We start from the raw sequence: 16933 nt of genomic DNA on the forward strand, positions 1-16933 counted from the left end.
TTAAAAGGATAAAATCTATTTCGGGAGGTTTTTTTATGAATCGTTTATCAGAAAAAGTTGCCATTATTACAGGTGCTGCTCAAGGGATGGGTGAAACGCATGCACGTCTATTTCTTGAAGAAGGTGCAAAGGTTGTCTTGACAGACTTAAATGAAGAAAAAGGCCAAGCACTTGTAGATGAACTAGGTGAAAATGCTATCTTCGTCAAACAAAATGTTGCTTCTGAAGAAGATTGGTCTAATGTTATTGAAAAAGCTGAAGAAGCCTTTGGCCCAGTTAATGTATTAGTTAATAATGCCGGTATCACTATGGCTAAAAATATGATGGATATCACACTTGAAGACTACCGTCGTATCGTTGATATCAATCAAGTCTCTGTGTTTCTAGGTATGAAAGCAGTTGTTCCTTCTATGAAGAAAGCAGGCGGCGGTTCTATCGTCAACATTTCATCAATGAATGGTTTAGTCGCTGGTGCTGTTGCTTATACCGACACTAAGTTTGCTGTTCGAGGGATGACGAAAGCAGCTGCTATTAACTTAGCGCCAATGGGCATTCGTGTGAATTCTGTTCATCCAGGGGTAATTGCAACCCCAATGGTCGTCCAAGAAGATACTAAAGCAGCAGTAGAAGCATTTTCGAAGCAAATTCCTTTAAAACGTGTTGCAGAACCAAAAGAAGTATCCAATATGGTGCTATTTTTAGCTTCTGACGAATCTAGTTATTCAACTGGTTCAGAATTTGTTATTGATGGTGGTATAACAGCGCAATAGTATAAACTCAAAAAAGATAAGCCGGAAAAATCTGGCTTCTCTTTTTTAGGCGCAATTATTATCGCATTACTTTTTTTATCCATTTAAGCTTATTTTTGAATGGTGGGTACCTTAAATTAATATCCACTAGATTTGATTTGTGAACAACACTTTTTTTATGTGAAAAAGTATCAAAGCTTGCTTTCCCATGGTAACTTCCCATACCACTTTCACCGACCCCACCAAAAGGCATGTAGGAGCTTCCAACTTGCATAATGGTATCGTTGACACAACCACCCCCGAAAGAAATTTCTTCAATAATTTTATTTTGGCGTTTTTTATTGGTTGAAAAATAATACAGTGCTAAGGGTTTTGGGCGATTATTGACGCTCCTGATAACCTCATCGATTGTATCAAACGTTATAATTGGTAAAATGGGTCCAAATATCTCTTCTTGCATAACGGGACTATCCCAACTGACAGCTCCCAATAGAGTTGGCTCTATTTGCTGGGAATTTAGGTCATAATTTCCACCAGCTATAATTTTTTGATCCTTTAGCAAATTTAACAACCTCTGAAAATGATTCATGCTTATAATTTTAGGGTAATCGTCATTTCGATGTGGTTCTTTGCCGTAAAACTGTTCAATGTAGGTTTCAATTTTACTAACAAGCGCTTTTTCTATAGTCGACTGTACTAACAAGTAGTCAGGGGCAATGCAGGTTTGCCCAGCATTTAAAAATTTCCCCCAAACAATCCTCTTGGCCGCTAAATCCAAATCTGCCGTTTCATCTATAATACAAGGGCTTTTACCACCTAGTTCCAACGTTACGGGTGTCAAGTGCTTAGAAGCAGCTTTCATGATTATCTTTCCAACCTCTACGCTACCAGTAAAAAAGATGTAATCAAATTTTTCTTCTAAGAGTTGCTGGCTCACATCCTTATCACCTTTTACCACTGAAATAAAGCCAGGTTCAAAATAGCGTGCTATTAAATCTTCTAAAAGCTCACTCGTATATACGGAATACTCAGAGGGCTTAATAAGCGTACAGTTACCTGCGGCTATAGAACCAATTAAAGGTGAGATTGTTAATTGAAAAGGATAATTCCAAGGCGATATAACAAGGGCAACACCATAGGGTTCTGAATAGACATGACTACTTGACAAAAAATTTATCAAAGGTGTGCAAACTTTTTTTCTTTTATCCCATCTTGGAAGGTTTTTTATGACGTAGTTAATTTCCTCGAGTAAAATACCGATTTCTGTTTCATAGGATTCAAAAGGAGCTTTATTTAAATCTTTTTTTAGAGCTGCCATGATAGCTTCATCATTTTCGGCAATCATCTTCTTAAGTACCGTTAATTTATTTAAACGAAACGTTAAGTCTTTGGTTTGCCCTTTTTCAAAATAATTATTTTGGTTATTTATTATTTCTTTAATATTAAACAATATCCTACCTCCATTCTAATGCTCTTTTATCCATACCGTCTAAATGTTTCTTGTTCTTTTATCCACTATTGACATATCAAAACAATTGAAAACGCTTTATACTTTATAAGTATAACAATATATGAAAGGAGTTAAGTTTTATTATACAGCTATTATATTTGTTTAAGGAGTGTCATTATGAAAAGTTTAAAGAAAATAAGTATGACCAATCAAATTATGATTGCGATGGTTTTAGGGATTGTAGCCGGATTGGTTTTTGGTCCTGCCATTGCACCTATTAATGTTATTGGACAAATTTTCCTGCGATTAATTCAGATGTCTGTTGTCGTTATGATTATGGGAGCAGTTATTGAGGCAGTTGGAACTTTAGATCCACAAATGCTCGGTAAATTAGGTGGGAAAATGGCTGCTTGGTTCCTAGGCGGGACTGCTTTGGCTGCTACATTAGGTCTGATTTTAGGTTACCTTATTCAACTAGGTGCGGGTGTAGATATGCAAATCGACACAACTACCCCAGTTGCTACTGCTACCGGTAGTGTAACAGATGTCCTTTTAGAATTCTTCCCGTCAAATGTTATCCAGTCGATGAGTACAGGAAATATGATTCAAGTTATCATTTTCTCTTTATTATTTGGTTTATCCATTAGTTTATTAAGCTCACGACGGGATTTAGGCGCTCTCAAGGCAGGTCTTGAACAATTCAACGCCGTTATCTTACAACTTGTAACGACCGTTATGAAGCTTGCACCCTTGGGTATTTTGCACTACTAGCAAATGTTACAGGCGTCATAGGCCTAGCAGTTATCCTCCCTCTTGCAAAGTTCTTACTAGCAATGGCAATTGGGACAGTTATTTTCCTAGTATTATGGATTATTCTAACCGGTGCCATTGTTAAAGTAAACCCGATGCACATTGTTAAAGGTTTATCACGTATGACCGTTATGGCTCTAACAACAACTTCATCGGCAATTACCCTTCCTGTTAAAATGGAAGACCAAGAAGATAAATTGGGAGTGAGTCGTCGCATCTCACAACTAGTTGGTCCACTCGGTATGGCTATGAACAGTAACGGATTATCACTCTTTCTAGCGATCGCAGCGATTACGCTTGCACAATTTTATGGGTTAGAGTTCACCCTAACAAATGCCATTCAGACGGTTACCTTATCGACACTTGCTACCCTTGATACCGTAGCGGTTCCAGGTGGCGGGTTAGTTGCATTAACGATTGTAATTCCAGCACTTGGACTTCCACCTGAAAGTATTGCACTTTTAACTGGTATTGATTGGTTCTCAGGTATGTTCCGTACAGTCCAAAACGTTGATGCAGATGCAACTATTGCCATGATCTTAGCATATGGTGAAGGCGAATTAAACCATGAACGTATTAAAGAATTAAATGCTTAATTAAAAGGAAGGTCCTGAAAAAATCAGGACCTTCCTTTTATTAGTCACTAAAACGCTAGCCGCTACGTGCATAATAAATAAATAAGAAAATGCTTTTAAACCAATCTTTTGAGCGTTACAACTGCGTTTTAAGGTCCAGTTATCTGCCACAAGTTCCATGGGTAACTTTGAGGTGGAAGCGAATATACTTCGACGGGTTCTTTTTTAACAGGATGCTCAAATGATAAGGGATAAGCCCATAAGGCGATTTGCTGACCCACTTTTGAGGTTTTTTGCGCATACTTCTGGTCACCAAATAGTGGATGACCTATTTCAGCTAGTTGTACACGAATTTGGTGCGGTCTTCCAGTTTGTAATGTAACAGATAAAAGACTAAGATCATTGCTTGTTGCAACGACTTCATAATTTAAGATTGCTTTTTTCGCTTCTGGGTGCTTGGCATCTACTACAAAAACTTGATTTTCAGCTCTATCCTTATATTGATAATGCTCTAATTTCCCTCTATTTTTAAAAGGCTTACCTTGAACAACAGCTAAGTAGTTCCTGTCAATGACTTGCCGGCGCATCATATCAGATAAACGTGAAGCAGACTTAGAAGTTTTAGCAAAAACCATAGCGCCACCAACTGGTCTATCTAAACGATGAACTAAACCTAGATAGACGTTACCTGGTTTTTGATAACGAATTTTTAAGTCTTCTTTTAACAAATTAAGTAGGTCTGGATCTTTACTGTTATCTTCTTGAACGGGTATATTAACTGGCTTTTCTACTAATAAAAGATGATTATCCTCATAAAGGATAGTAATTTTTACCAATGATATTCTCCTTTAATTATCTTTGTAATCTTTAGCAAAGTATTCCATCTACTATACCATAATAAACTTATTATAAATAAAAAAGCGGTAAATTGAGAGAAAAGCTCAATTTACTCGCTTTATTTTTACCCTTTTGCTGATGCGCCGGAAACGGCATGAACTTCTTCGCCTTTATCTTTGACAGAAGCACTTGATACCGCGTTAACATCACCTTCTAATTTCATTCCGGTTTGGGCTAAGTACCAATCAATAATTGGTTTAAAGTCTAAAATATATTCATTGATACCTGCATAATTACCTTCTGAATCATGGATTGCTTGATAGTTATGGACAACGAATTTATCTGGACCATGGGTTGGCACATTCACACGTACGGCATCAGTAGCGCCAGAACGTAATTCTTGAATGACCCATTCGACTCCCTTCAATGCTTTTTCAGGGTGACAAGCTGCTAATGGGTTACCCACTTGTTCTGGTTGACGTCCTGCCAACATTTCTTCCATTGGTTTCGTGTGGTTGTAGTACAGGAACTGATTATTAGCATCTGCGTAAGTCAATTCCATTGGCATGGATGCAAAGAAATAGTTCAATTGGTCAACGGTCAAAAGACCGCGATCTAGCTTAACGTACGTATTACCTTCAACTGCTCCAACAGCTTCAGCTGCTTGTTCCAACCAATCATCGGCTAACATATCAATACCTTCTACGGTCGTTGAAACTGTGCCGGTTGCGTGCAAGTCCTCTGGTTGTGGTGCTGGTTTTTCTGTTTCTTCTAAAGCAGCAACCATCTTAACAAACTTCGTAAATTTCTCTAGACATGTTGCTAGGAACGCAATAGTCGTTTTATCTTTTAAATTATGATTTTCATCAAACGCTTTTTTTACTTCGCCTAATAAAAATTCATTACCAGGCATGACCACCGCGTTTACACCTGGGGCATTTAGAATTTGGCGCAAATGAATTTGTGCACGAGAAGAACCTTGGTCATAATAAGAAGCTCCTACAATCATAACGGGTTTTCCTTCGAGTGGATGAATTTTAAATGATAACCATTCCAAAGCACTCTTTAATCCAGCTGGGACCGAGTGGTTGTGTTCTGGTGTAGCAATTATAACGCCATCTGCTGCAATAATTTTTTGATTGATACTTTGAATTGCTTCACTGTCTGTTTGGTCTTTGCTTTGATTAAATAGAGGCAAATCTTTAATTTCAATCAATTCTAAATCAAAGAGTGATCCAAATTGTTTTTTTATGTACTCTAGCAACAAACGGTTATATGACAAGTCAGCATTAGATCCTACAATTCCTACTATTTTCATTATATACAGCTCCTATTCTATATTTCTTCCCAAGAGAAATTCTCAGCTTCTCTTTTATTAAGGTTATGCGAATGGTTGAGTTGCTTGCTAATATCAATAAAGGTTAAGAAATCTTCAAGTAATTCTTCAAGTCTTTCGACTTGCTCTGGATCCTTTAAATTCAGATCTTCATCAAAGGCTTGAAGGGAATGGCTTAATAAAAATTCAGAACTTGGCATAATACGTGCTTGTAATTCTGGTGCATCTAGGACTTGACGTAAATGCATTTGAGCGCGTGAAGATCCCAACGTTCCATAAGAAGCGCCTGTTATCATAACTGGTTTATCCACAAATGGATAAATACCATACGACAACCAACTTAAAGCGCTGCTTAATGCAGCTGTAATAGATTGATCATACTCAGGTGTACTAATAATCACACCATCTGCGTCTACGATTTTATCAGCAATTTCTTGTGCTTCTTCAGGGATTTTTCTGTCTGCTGGTTTATTAAAGAGTGGTAAATTATTAATTTCAACTAGTTCCATATCTATTTTATCTTGGAAATGTTTCTCCATAAATTGTAATAGTTGACGATTGGTAGAAAAATCAGAGTTTGTTCCTACGAGACCAATAATTTTTTTCATCGTTGTTACTTCCTTTCAATTCTTTCATTTATCTTTTTTTAATCCATGAGAATATGTAATATGACCATCTTTTGTAATAACGAGACCTTCTATACCAGCTTCTTGGTCTATACATGACACTATATCATCTGATTGCTTACCATACAGACGTGTCGTCCATATTTCACCATCGACCGAATTGTTTGACTGAATGGTTAAACTCGCCACATCCGTGGTAATTGGATAGCCAGTTTCTGGGTCAAGAATATGGTGATAGCTTTTCCCATCTTTTTCTAGGTGACGTTCATAGATTCCTGATGTAACAACCGATTGGTTGCTTATTTTTAAAACCGTCACATAATGGTCACGGGGAAGGACCGGATTTTGGATTCCAATTTTCCAGTAATCTTCTTTAAAATGAGCGGTATTTAGACCGATAATATTCCCACCCAGATTAACCAAAGCACGCTTAACGCCTTTACTTTTTAAATACTTAATGATTAAATCTGCTATATATCCTTTAGCAAGTGATCCTAAATCGATTAACATTCCTTTTTGTTTTAAAAAGACAGTTTGGTTTTCTTCATCCAAAATAATGTCTTGCGGATCTGTTAAACGAAGCAACTGTTTAATTTCATCGTCCGAAGGTACCCTCGCATCACTGAAGCCAATACGCCAGGTTTGAACGAGTGGTCCGATAGCGATATTTAAATGACTACCAGAAGCGCAGCTGTGTGCTTTGCCCATACGAATGAGTTCAAATAATTCAGGGTGAACACGAACAGCCTTTATACCAGCTTGTTTATTGATTGCCATCAGCTCGGAATTAGCACTATTAGCACTGAAACGATGCTCATAAATTTTTAGCTGCTTGACTACTTCGTCCATCCGCTCTTCCGCACCGTCATCTTCAATTAGTAAATCAATAACAGTTCCCATTAAACGGACTGTTATTTTCTCTTGCTTCACTTATTCATCACTTCTTTTTCTAAAATAGCTAATTCTTTGAGTGCGATTTGATTTCGATTCAATTTTGAATAGGCTCTAGCGTCGTAAATTAGTTCTAAAACAACATTTTTAGGTTGTTTTTGTAATATTGCATTCTTCGCTAATTGGATAGCAGCACGAGCTACATAGTAGGTAACGTGATTGTCTGAGCATATAGAGATAGCATAACGAGCCAAAGCATTGCTTATTTCTATCTCATGAATGTTGGAATAAAAAACACTGGATTGAAAAACAATATTTAAAACACGCCACGTATCTTCCATCACTTTCGTTGGGTAATTATAAATTTTTTCTAGTACTTTATGAAAGTAAAATTCGGCTTTTTCTTGATCGTCTTCACGCGAGTAAATCATCCCGATACCTGTATACGCCAGCAAATAAAAAATTTCTGATTCACTCGTTTGATCTGCTAATAAAATTTGGTCAAACATAAACAAAGTATCAATGACAGAAGCCCGTTGAAAAATCATAATGTAACCTTTCAAGTAGTGGTAACGCATCGCTAAAAGTGGACTCTCAATATCATTCATAGTGATAGCTTCCAACAATTCGGCTGCTTGTTCATATTCACTTGTGATTAAGAAAAATTCAGCTCGATTCATTTTTTCGATGGTATCGGTATGTCGAACACCAACTTTTGGAAAAAGTTCCCCCAACGGAAGGTTTAAACGATTGCATAACTTAATAAGGAGCTTTAGATTGGGTACTTGTCCATTATTCTCAAACCGACTTAGAGTCGCTTGCGTACAAATACCTTCAGCTAGTTCAATTTGGGAAAACCCCATTGCTTTACGCTCTTGAATAAATCGTTCAATATTAATGACTACTCCCCCTAACAAACACGTTTCCTAATCTTTGTGTATCCATTCACATTGTTAAGACGCTTATGAGTATACTCTTTAGGAATATATCCGTCAACACATTATATAGTTTTTTATATAAAAAATATTTATTATTAATATAAAAAATCACTTATATTAATTAACCAAAATAGCTACTGACATTAAAATAATTAGAGTATTATCTACATCACTTCTTAAGAGCAAAAAAGCCCACCAGCTTAGACGCTAGTGGACTTTAATGATTTTACTTTCATTAACGTTTAGAAATAATTTTTAAGTAACGGTAGACACTTGATTCTGATACGTTCAAGACAGAAGCTACTTGGGAAATCGAGCCTTTAATCTGGAAAACGCCTTTCTTATCTAACAACTCTACCAGTTCAATCTTTCGTTCTTGGCTAATAGTATATCCTTCGTCAAATAAGGTTGGATCAACCACTTCCTCGATGATATCAGAAACATTATCGGATAAAACTTCTACTACTTCTTCTGGAACATAGTTATCTAATGCAACTACCTTATTAGAAGTTACATGGGCAGGACTTACATTCCTATTATCAAGCGAATCCGAATTGATGTTAGCTAATTCTAAAATACTATGAGCAAGCTCGATGTGTTTAGAGAAGTCCGTATTAATACAGAGCATGCCTTCTAAATTCCCAAGCGAATCTTTTAAAAAGAAGGTTGATCCTTGAACAGTGGCACCAGTTTTAATTTTTGCTTTGTAATTAGAAACAAAATCTCGTTTTTTATACTCTTCACTCTTTATTAAACCTAAGGCAAAACTAGTTAACGGTGAATCTGTCGTCCGTCCACTCACTTGGTTATTTACAATAGAAGCAATATAAGAATTTTTATCTTCTAATATGTGTAGAACAATTTCATAACGCGGGCCCAAAGCCGCTCCTAAAAAATGCGTCATAGATATATAAAAATCTAATTTCCCAGCTTCCATACACACCATCCTATTACTATTTCTTTATATTTTTCCAATTATAGCAAGTTCGCGATAATTTATCAATTATAAATAGTAAATTTTTACTACGATAAAACGAAATCATTAGATTTCAGTTGCATTTAGATATGAATTCACTCATTTAAAATTCTCATTATTATTTCAGATTTCTTTTTTAACTATGTTAGGTTACACGCAATATATAGTATAATAAACTATTTACAGATGAGAAATAAGAGAAAAAAACTTTTCTTTAAGGCTCTTATGTAATAATTAATTATTATGATAATAAATTCTTATTGACATTGTAAACGTTTTATTTTAAAGTTACCTTAGCTAAAGAAAGAGGAGGAAATAATTTGAAAAATGAAATGAAGAGTGTGGGTCCCTATTCTATATCACGTTGGGCTGGTGATTTATTATTTATCTCTGGTCAATTACCTATAAATCAAGAAACAGGTGAGCTAGAAAAAGATTTTGTTGCACAATGCGAACGTTCACTTGCTAATATTGAATTGGTTTTAGAAAATGAAGGCTTAACATTAGATGATGTGGTTAAATTAACTGTTTTAATGAATGACTTAGAAGATTTCGATGAAATAAACAAATTATTTGAAAAACGTTTTAACCAACCATACCCAAGTCGTTCTACATTTGAAGTTTCCAGACTACCTAAAGACGCGCTAGTAGAAATAGAAGCTATTGCTTTTAAAAAATAAAAACAAACGAGGAGAAATTATATGGACATTATACTCGGAACGATCTTATTAATTTTGGTCTTATCACTTTTTACTTTGTTTAACTACAAAGCACCTCATGGCGCAAAAGCCATGGGAGCTTTAGCTGGAGCTGCGTGTGCTAGTTTTCTAGTTGAAGCATTCCACTTAGCCTTTTTTGGAAACGTTTTAGGTTTAGAATTCCTTGCTGGTGTCGGTGGTGCAAATGGGAGTCTCGGTGGTGTAGCTGCTGCTATCCTCGTTCCACTAGCGCTCGGAGTTTCACCCGTATATGCTGTTTTAGTTGGTCTTTCTGTTTCCGGTATGGGAATTTTACCTGGATTTATTGCTGGCTATCTCATTTCATTTGTTGTTAAATGGTTAGAAGAAAAAGTTCCCGGTGGTCTTGACCTAATCGTTATTATTATCGTTGCTGCACCACTATCTCGCTTAATCGCTGTTGCTAGTTCACCCCTAGTGGATGCAACACTCCTTCAAATTGGTGAAATCCTTATCTCCACTGCTGATTCTAGTCCAATTATTATGGGAATTGTTTTAGGTGGTATTCTAACTGTTGTTGCGACTGCACCACTAAGTTCAATGGCGCTAACCGCTATGTTAGGTTTAACTGGTATTCCCATGGCAATTGGCGCGCTAGCCGTTTTCGGTTCTTCCTTTATGAACTACGTATTATTTAGTAAAATGAAGTTTGGAGATAAAAAAGATACCATTGCAGTTGCGATTGAACCTTTAACACAAGCAGACATTATTTCTGCCAACCCAATCCCTGTCTATGCAACGAATTTTATTGGTGGCGCAGCAAGTGGTGTGATTGTCTCCTTAATGGGACTTATTAATAATACTCCTGGTACAGCTACACCAATTGCAGGTTTTGCGGTTATGTTCGCTTATAATCCTGCAAATAAAGTTCTCATTGCAGCAGCTGGATGCATTATCGTCAGTGTTCTAGCTGGATTCTTAGGCGCTCACCTTTTCAAAAATTTCAAAATTATTACCGCTGCCGAACTACGTCAAGATACCTTAGGAACAACCAGCCCAGTAATAGCTGAACCATTGGAGGGATAACACTTGTTAGATATTAAAAAAATTAGAAATAATGAGGAACACTATATTGAACGCTTAAAAGCGCGCGGTGTAGAAAAAGAAACACTCAACAAGCTAATTGAATATGATCAAATAAGAAGAACCTCTTTAAAAGAATTAGAAGATTTAAGAAATAAAAGAAATTCACAGAGTGCTTCGGTTCAAGATTTAAAAAAACAAGCGGCACATGAAGAAGCAGAGAAAATGATTGCAGAAACAAAAAAAAGTAAAGATCGGATTTCACAATTAGAAAAAGAAATTCGCGAAGTTGAAGCAGATTTTTTCAACATCGCTGCTAATATTCCAAACGTTGCTCATGAGAGTGTTCCTATTGGGGAAAGTGAAGAAGATAATACTGTTTTACATCAAAAAGGGACACCAACTGAATTTAAATTTACGCCTCTCCCCCATTATGAAGTGGGTATTAATCTTGATATTTTAGATTTTGAAAGAGGAACAAAAGTCTCTGGTCCACGTTTCGTTTATAGTAAAGGACTTGGTGCTCGTTTAGAACGAGCTGTCTATAATTTTATGTTAGATATTAATACGAAGGAACATGGCTATACAGAAATCATACCGCCTTTTTTAGTTAATAAAAAAAGTATGTTTGGTACCGGACAGTTTCCGAAATTTAAAGAAGATGTCTTCGCAATTGAAGATGAAGACCTGGTGTTAATCCCGACTTCGGAAGTACCCTTGACTAATTATTATGCTGATGAGATTATTCCTTTAGAAAAAATCCCTACCTACTTCACCGCTCTCAGCCCTTGTTTCAGATCTGAAGCTGGGAGTGCAGGAAGAGATACACGAGGACTCATCCGGATGCATCAGTTCCATAAAGTAGAAATGGTAAAATATGCCTTACCAGAAAATTCTTTTGATGAATTAGAAAAAATGCGAGAAAATGCCGAGCATCTGCTAGAATTACTAGAACTTCCTTTCCAAACTATCACCTTGAGTACTGGAGACATGGGGTTTTCAGCTAGCAAAACCTATGATTTAGAAGTATGGTTCCCTTCACAAAATACTTATCGCGAAATTTCATCTTGTTCAAACTGTTTAGACTTTCAAGCAAGAAGAGCAAATATCCGTTACCGTAACGACGCTGGCGAAGTTAATTACATCCACACCTTAAATGGTTCTGGACTAGCAATTGGTCGTACTGTAGCTGCAATTTTAGAAAACTACCAACAAGAAGACGGTAGCGTCAAAGTTCCAACCGTTTTAGTACCTTATATGGACAACTTAGAATTTATTAACTAACATTCAGGAGGAGATTTAATATGGCAATGACGATTACACAAACAAAACTTGAGGAAATTAAAGCTAAAAACCCAGTTATAAAAGATATTATGAATTTCAAAAATGTATTTTGGATAAATAAATCAAAACCTAAATTTGAAGATGCTAAAATAGATGCAAAATTCTCATACGCTGACATCAAAGATGCAGAAGATCGATTAGAACGATTCGCACCATTCATTGAAAAGAAATTCCCAGAAACAGCTAACACAAGAGGAATCATCGAATCAGGGATTTCGGAAATTTCAAAATTCAAAAAAGAACTAGAAGCAACCTATGATGTAACCATCGACGGTTCTCTCATGTTGAAACGTGATGATACACTCCCAATTGCTGGAACTATTAAGGCGAGAGGCGCAATTTATGAAGTGCTTAAGCATGCCGAAACATTGGCCCTAGAAGAAGGTTTACTAGAAAGCAAAGACGTCAACTACGAAATCTTTGCAAGTGAAGCATTCACTAAATTTTTCTCAGACTATAACATTACCGTTGGAACAACTGGAAACTTAGGAATTAGTGTAGGAATTATGGGAGCTGCTCTTGGCTTTGAAGTCATTGTACACATGTCTATTGAAGCAAAACAATGGAAAAAAGACCTATTAAGATCTCACGGTGTAAACGTCATTGAGCACAACACGAACTTTACAAAAGCAGTTGAAAATGGACGTAAGCAATCCAACGAAAACCCTAAATCCTATTTTGTTGATGACGAACATTCCGTTGATTTATTCCTAGGCTACACAGTTGCTGGAAATCGTCTAAAACAACAACTAGATGAAAAAGGTATTCTTGTAGATGCTGATCACCCTCTATTCGTCTACTTACCATGTGGAATTGGTGGTAGTCCAGGTGGTATTACATTTGGATTGAAACATGTTTATGGCGACAATGTTCACTGCTTCTTTGCTGAACCAGCCCATATGCCATCTATGCTATTAGGTCTTGAAACCAATGAGTTTGACCAAGTTTCTATTTACGACTTTGATATTGATGGTAAAACAGGCATGGACGGTTTAGCTGTTCCGCGTACATCTGGATTTGTTTCTCAATTGATGAGTCATTTCTTTGATGGTGGTTATACTCTTCAAGAAAAAGAAGCAAAAAGTCTTTTAACAAAATTAATCGATATTGAAAACATTCCACTAGAACCTGCTGCGCTTGCAGGTGTACCGGGAGCTGCACATTTATTTGGTACAACAGAAGGAAAATCTTATTTAGAAGAAAATGATTTAACAGATAAAATGAAAAATGCTACTCATATTGCCTGGGCAACTGGTGGTAGTATGGTTCCTAAAGATGATATGGAAGAATTTTATAATCAAGGGAAAAACCTTTAAAACAAAAAAAGAAGCAGCTGTGGCTGCTTCTTTTTTTGCTTTAGACAAGTCCCATAAAGTAAATAACGATAAATGCCACTATTACCACTAAACTTGAGATAATGAACCCATGTATCATAGGGTTAAAACCAGATTGCTTCATTTCACTAAAGTTAGTTTTCATCCCTATCGCTGCTAATGCAGCTACCATTAAAAACTTACTGATGTCCTTCAAGGTACTTGAAAGAGCTGCTGGGAAAAATCCAAAACTATTTAATAAGGACATCCCTACGAAAGCTAAAATAAACCAAGGAAAAAGTGTCGTAATTTTAACTTTTTTGCTTGCTTGTTCATTTAAGTTTTGTGAATTTACTTTAATCCGGGCGTTAATAAGTGAAAAAACTAAAACAGTTGGGATAATAACTAATGTCCGTGTTAACTTTACCATTGTTGCAAAGTCTCCTGCTGCTTCACTGAAAGCATAACCAGCAGCAACGACACTGGAAGTATCATTAATAGCTGTTCCTGCCCATAGTCCAAAAGCCATATCATTTAATCCGATCGCCCGTCCCATAATCGGGAACAATAAAATCATAACCATATCGAAAATAAAGGTTGCAGACATCGCATACGCAATATCTTTATCTTCCGCATCAATTACCGGTGCCACCGCTGCAATTGCTGATCCACCGCAAATACCAGTCCCAGCTGAAATTAAGTTTGATAATTTCCAGTTTAACCCTAGCCATTTTCCAACGAAATAGCCCCCTCCAAAACAAGTAAGCAATGTGAAAAACATAACTGCTAGAGAAATGCGTCCAACTTGGAGAATCGTTGTAATACTGAGTGAAGCTCCTAATAAAATAATCGAAAAGCGCAAGATTTTTTTAGACGTAAAATTTATTCCTTTGCCTATCAGCTTATTTTTCTTAATCAAGGGATTGAGTAGCATCCCGATAAACAATGCGATAACAGATGCACCAATAAGATGAATGGGCAGTAGCATTTCAATCCAAGTAGCTACCACTGCAATCATGAGGGCTAATATAAAGCCAGGTATATACGAGATTATTTTTTTCATAGAAACACCCTTTCATTTTTAAAAATTATACATGAGAATATTAGTTTATGATAGTCACTCATTCATTAAAGCGTTTCCTTGCTAATAAAGGGTTTACATGAGATTTTTATTAATGAATTCTTACTGTTATCACTCATACTTATCCTTTCTTTGTGATAAAATAGTCAAGTAAACAAAACTATTGAGAAACATGTCACTAGACGATATATAGAAAAGGAGATTTTTTTATGGCAGAAGTAGAACATTACACGTTTAAGGACTATTTGAACAAAGTCCTAGCTGGTACGGCTAGCGGAATTGTTATTGGTTTAATCGCTAATGCGATTTTAGGAGGCATTTTTAAAGCGCTCATCCCCTATGGCACAATTTTTGCAACGCTCGCAATGGTCGTTTCAACTATGCAATTTTTAACACCCGCATTAGTCGGCGTTTTAGTAGGGATGCAGTTTAAGTTAAAACCAATGGAAAGTGTTATTATTGGTGCGGCAACCTTTTTAGGCTCTGGTGCTTACGTTGCAACAGATGCTGGCATTATGTTAGTTGGAATTGGGGATTTAGTCAATGTCATGCTGATGGCGGGACTAGCTGTTTTTGTTACCCGTCTTTTAGATGGAAAACTTGGTTCCTTGACACTTATTCTCCTTCCTATATTAGTAGGAGCAGGAGTTGGTACTATTGGATTACTAACCTTACCTTATGTTAGTCTTGTAACATCAACAATCGGAAATATTATTAATAGCTTTACACAATTACAACCACTTGTAATGGCAGTACTTATTTCCGTTGCTTTTTCTATTTTAATTATTTCACCAATTTCTACAGTCGCAATTGGGATTGCAATTGGGATTTCAGGACTTGGAGCCGGTGCTGCTGCTATTGGCGTTACTGCTTGTACTGCTGTTTTAGTCATCGGATCTAGAAAAGTAAATCAAAGTGGGACAACATTAGCAATTTTACTAGGCGCCATGAAAATGATGATGCCAAACTTAGTTAAATACCCACGTATTCTTGTCCCAATTATTACGAATGCTATTCTTTCAGGTATTGGCGCTTATTTAATTAATATTCAAGGTCTGCCGCAAACAGCAGGATTTGGGATTGTAGGTCTTGTTGGACCAATCCAAGCCGTTGAAATGGGAACAAGTGTCTTAATGGTAATTGTTGCTTACTTTGTGATACCATTTGTGGGAGCCCTATTAATAGATTTACTATTTAATAAAGTATTAAAAATTTACGAGCACGAAATCTTCAAATTTGTACCCGTAAAAAATTAATTTATATGAAGGAGATTAGATTCATGAAAATAGCAATTGCAGGATCAGGCGCACTCGGATGCGGGTTTGGTTACCTCTTACAAAAAAAAGGTGGACAAGATGTCACTTTATTAGACAACTGGGATGCACATATTCAAGCTGTCAACGAAAATGGTTTGAAAATTACTGTTAACGGTGTTGAAGATATCGAAGAAATGAAAATGTGTAAACCGCATGAACTAAACGAAATAATGGATGCCATTTTTGTATTTACAAAATCTATGGGTCTAAAAGCAATGATGAAGAGTATTGACCATATTATTGGTGAAGATACTAAAGTTATTTGTCTATTAAATGGTTTAGGCCACTTACAAACACTTCAACAATTCGTCGATAAAAAGAACATCATTATGGGAACAACTGTCTGGACTGCTGGTATTGATGCGCCAGGCGTCACTCACTTTAATGGTCAAGGGCCTGTCGAATTACAAAATAGTGATCCAGAAGAAAAAGAAGGCGCACTTGAAATTGTGGACATTCTTACAAAAAGTGGTTTAAATGGTGTTTACAGCGACAATGTTAACTTTACAACTTGGCGTAAAGCATGTGTAAACGGGACAATGAATGCGTTATGTGCACTTCTTGATTCAAATATCGAAGAAGTTTTTGCTTCATCAACCATAGACTCCATGCTATCAGGTATCATTACAGAATTTGCAGCAGTTGCTAAATTACAAGATGGTATTGAACTTGATGTTGATGAGACAATTACCTATCTTAAAGGTTTAGCTGACAGCGTAGGTGCCCACTATCCATCTATGCATCAAGATTTAGCTAACAAACGTCCTACTGAAATTGATTTTTTAAATGGTGCGGTTGTGGAAATTTCAAAACAATTTAACTTAGAAGCATCTTATTGTAAAGCTATTACTGACTTGATTCATGCGAAAGAAGATACATTAGGAATTAAAAAATAAAAGATAAACACGTTTCTGTCAGTAAGTGATAGAAA

General features: G+C 36.3%; 15 protein-coding genes and 1 pseudogene. 8 read left to right on the forward strand and 8 right to left on the reverse strand.

The annotated features are described in order from the left end of the window. Nucleotides 1–35: 35 nt before the first annotated feature. Complete coding sequence (locus BW727_RS07970; protein ID WP_062469566.1) at nt 36–770, forward strand: glucose 1-dehydrogenase; 735 nt, start codon at nt 36–38, stop codon at nt 768–770. 58 nt (nt 771–828) lie between these two features. Here BW727_RS07970 and BW727_RS07975 read toward each other — a convergent pair whose 3' ends face one another. Beyond that, nucleotides 829–2199 (reverse strand): aldehyde dehydrogenase, encoded by a 1371-nt coding sequence (locus BW727_RS07975; protein ID WP_062469563.1) that lies wholly within the window; start codon nt 2197–2199, stop codon nt 829–831. 225 nt (nt 2200–2424) lie between these two features. On the opposite strand from BW727_RS07975, the pseudogene BW727_RS07980 reads away from it, so the two are divergent. Further along, nucleotides 2425–3605 (forward strand): annotated as a pseudogene (locus tag BW727_RS07980) (dicarboxylate/amino acid:cation symporter). 128 nt (nt 3606–3733) lie between these two features. Here BW727_RS07980 and BW727_RS07985 read toward each other — a convergent pair. The 6 genes from BW727_RS07985 to BW727_RS08010 form a co-directional block, all read right to left on the reverse strand. After that, nucleotides 3734–4420 carry an RluA family pseudouridine synthase gene (locus tag BW727_RS07985; protein WP_062469559.1) on the reverse strand — a complete coding sequence of 229 codons (687 nt, stop codon included), beginning with the start codon at nt 4418–4420 and terminating at the stop codon, nt 3734–3736. A 125-nt stretch (nt 4421–4545) separates the two neighbouring features. Continuing rightward, nucleotides 4546–5739: an NADPH-dependent oxidoreductase gene (locus BW727_RS07990; protein WP_062469555.1), complete on the reverse strand. Its 1194-nt coding sequence runs from the start codon at nt 5737–5739 to the stop codon at nt 4546–4548. A gap of 17 nt (nt 5740–5756) precedes the next feature. Further along, entirely contained in the window at nt 5757–6365 is a 609-nt protein-coding gene (locus tag BW727_RS07995; protein ID WP_062469552.1) for an NADPH-dependent FMN reductase, read from the reverse strand. Nucleotides 6366–6389: 24 nt separating this feature from the next. Continuing rightward, complete coding sequence (locus tag BW727_RS08000) at nt 6390–7283, reverse strand: FAD:protein FMN transferase (protein ID WP_062469586.1); 894 nt, start codon at nt 7281–7283, stop codon at nt 6390–6392. 26 nt (nt 7284–7309) lie between these two features. Beyond that, complete coding sequence (locus BW727_RS08005; RefSeq protein WP_418268837.1) at nt 7310–8191, reverse strand: helix-turn-helix domain-containing protein; 882 nt, start codon at nt 8189–8191, stop codon at nt 7310–7312. A 256-nt stretch (nt 8192–8447) separates the two neighbouring features. Next, the gene (locus BW727_RS08010) at nt 8448–9149 is read right to left on the reverse strand and encodes a helix-turn-helix transcriptional regulator (protein WP_062469550.1); all 702 of its coding nucleotides are present in this window, start codon (nt 9147–9149) and stop codon (nt 8448–8450) included. Nucleotides 9150–9508: 359 nt separating this feature from the next. Between BW727_RS08010 and BW727_RS08015 the strand changes: the two genes are divergently transcribed. The 4 genes from BW727_RS08015 to BW727_RS08030 are packed head-to-tail and all read left to right on the forward strand — an operon-like array spanning nt 9509 to nt 13608. Further along, nucleotides 9509–9868, forward strand: coding sequence for a RidA family protein (locus tag BW727_RS08015; RefSeq protein WP_217994419.1), 360 nt, complete (start codon nt 9509–9511; stop codon nt 9866–9868). A 21-nt stretch (nt 9869–9889) separates the two neighbouring features. Next, entirely contained in the window at nt 9890–10951 is a 1062-nt protein-coding gene (locus BW727_RS08020; RefSeq protein WP_062469547.1) for a PTS sugar transporter subunit IIC, read from the forward strand. 3 nt (nt 10952–10954) lie between these two features. Beyond that, a complete protein-coding gene (gene serS, locus BW727_RS08025; RefSeq protein WP_062469544.1) occupies nt 10955–12232 on the forward strand; it encodes a serine--tRNA ligase in 1278 nt (425 codons plus the stop codon). Nucleotides 12233–12252: 20 nt separating this feature from the next. Continuing rightward, nucleotides 12253–13608 (forward strand): D-serine ammonia-lyase, encoded by a 1356-nt coding sequence (locus BW727_RS08030; RefSeq protein WP_077795822.1) that lies wholly within the window; start codon nt 12253–12255, stop codon nt 13606–13608. Between the two features lie 40 nt (nt 13609–13648). On the opposite strand, the gene BW727_RS08035 is transcribed toward BW727_RS08030, so the two are convergent. Beyond that, the gene (locus BW727_RS08035; RefSeq protein WP_062469541.1) at nt 13649–14668 is read right to left on the reverse strand and encodes a YeiH family protein; all 1020 of its coding nucleotides are present in this window, start codon (nt 14666–14668) and stop codon (nt 13649–13651) included. Between the two features lie 227 nt (nt 14669–14895). Here BW727_RS08035 and BW727_RS08040 point away from each other — a divergent pair, with 227 nt between their 5' ends. After that, the gene (locus BW727_RS08040; RefSeq protein WP_062469538.1) at nt 14896–15942 is read left to right on the forward strand and encodes a PTS sugar transporter subunit IIC; all 1047 of its coding nucleotides are present in this window, start codon (nt 14896–14898) and stop codon (nt 15940–15942) included. Nucleotides 15943–15965: 23 nt separating this feature from the next. After that, complete coding sequence (locus BW727_RS08045) at nt 15966–16898, forward strand: 2-dehydropantoate 2-reductase (protein ID WP_062469534.1); 933 nt, start codon at nt 15966–15968, stop codon at nt 16896–16898. Nucleotides 16899–16933 lie beyond the last annotated feature (35 nt).

The organism is Jeotgalibaca dankookensis (assembly GCF_002005405.1).
Classification (GTDB): domain Bacteria; phylum Bacillota; class Bacilli; order Lactobacillales; family Aerococcaceae; genus Jeotgalibaca; species Jeotgalibaca dankookensis.

Bases quoted from the DNA above. Each gene is read 5' to 3' on its own strand.
- BW727_RS07970 (WP_062469566.1), top strand. From the start codon at position 36: ATGAATCGTTTATCAGAAAAAGTTGCCATTATTACAGGTGCTGCTCAA.
- BW727_RS07990 (WP_062469555.1), bottom strand. From the start codon at position 5,739: ATGAAAATAGTAGGAATTGTAGGATCTAATGCTGACTTGTCATATAAC.
- BW727_RS07995 (WP_062469552.1), bottom strand. From the start codon at position 6,365: ATGAAAAAAATTATTGGTCTCGTAGGAACAAACTCTGATTTTTCTACC.
- BW727_RS08000 (WP_062469586.1), bottom strand. From the start codon at position 7,283: ATGGGAACTGTTATTGATTTACTAATTGAAGATGACGGTGCGGAAGAG.
- BW727_RS08010 (WP_062469550.1), bottom strand. From the start codon at position 9,149: ATGGAAGCTGGGAAATTAGATTTTTATATATCTATGACGCATTTTTTA.
- BW727_RS08020 (WP_062469547.1), top strand. From the start codon at position 9,890: ATGGACATTATACTCGGAACGATCTTATTAATTTTGGTCTTATCACTT.
- BW727_RS08030 (WP_077795822.1), top strand. From the start codon at position 12,253: ATGGCAATGACGATTACACAAACAAAACTTGAGGAAATTAAAGCTAAA.
- BW727_RS08035 (WP_062469541.1), bottom strand. From the start codon at position 14,668: ATGAAAAAAATAATCTCGTATATACCTGGCTTTATATTAGCCCTCATG.
- BW727_RS08040 (WP_062469538.1), top strand. From the start codon at position 14,896: ATGGCAGAAGTAGAACATTACACGTTTAAGGACTATTTGAACAAAGTC.
- BW727_RS08045 (WP_062469534.1), top strand. From the start codon at position 15,966: ATGAAAATAGCAATTGCAGGATCAGGCGCACTCGGATGCGGGTTTGGT.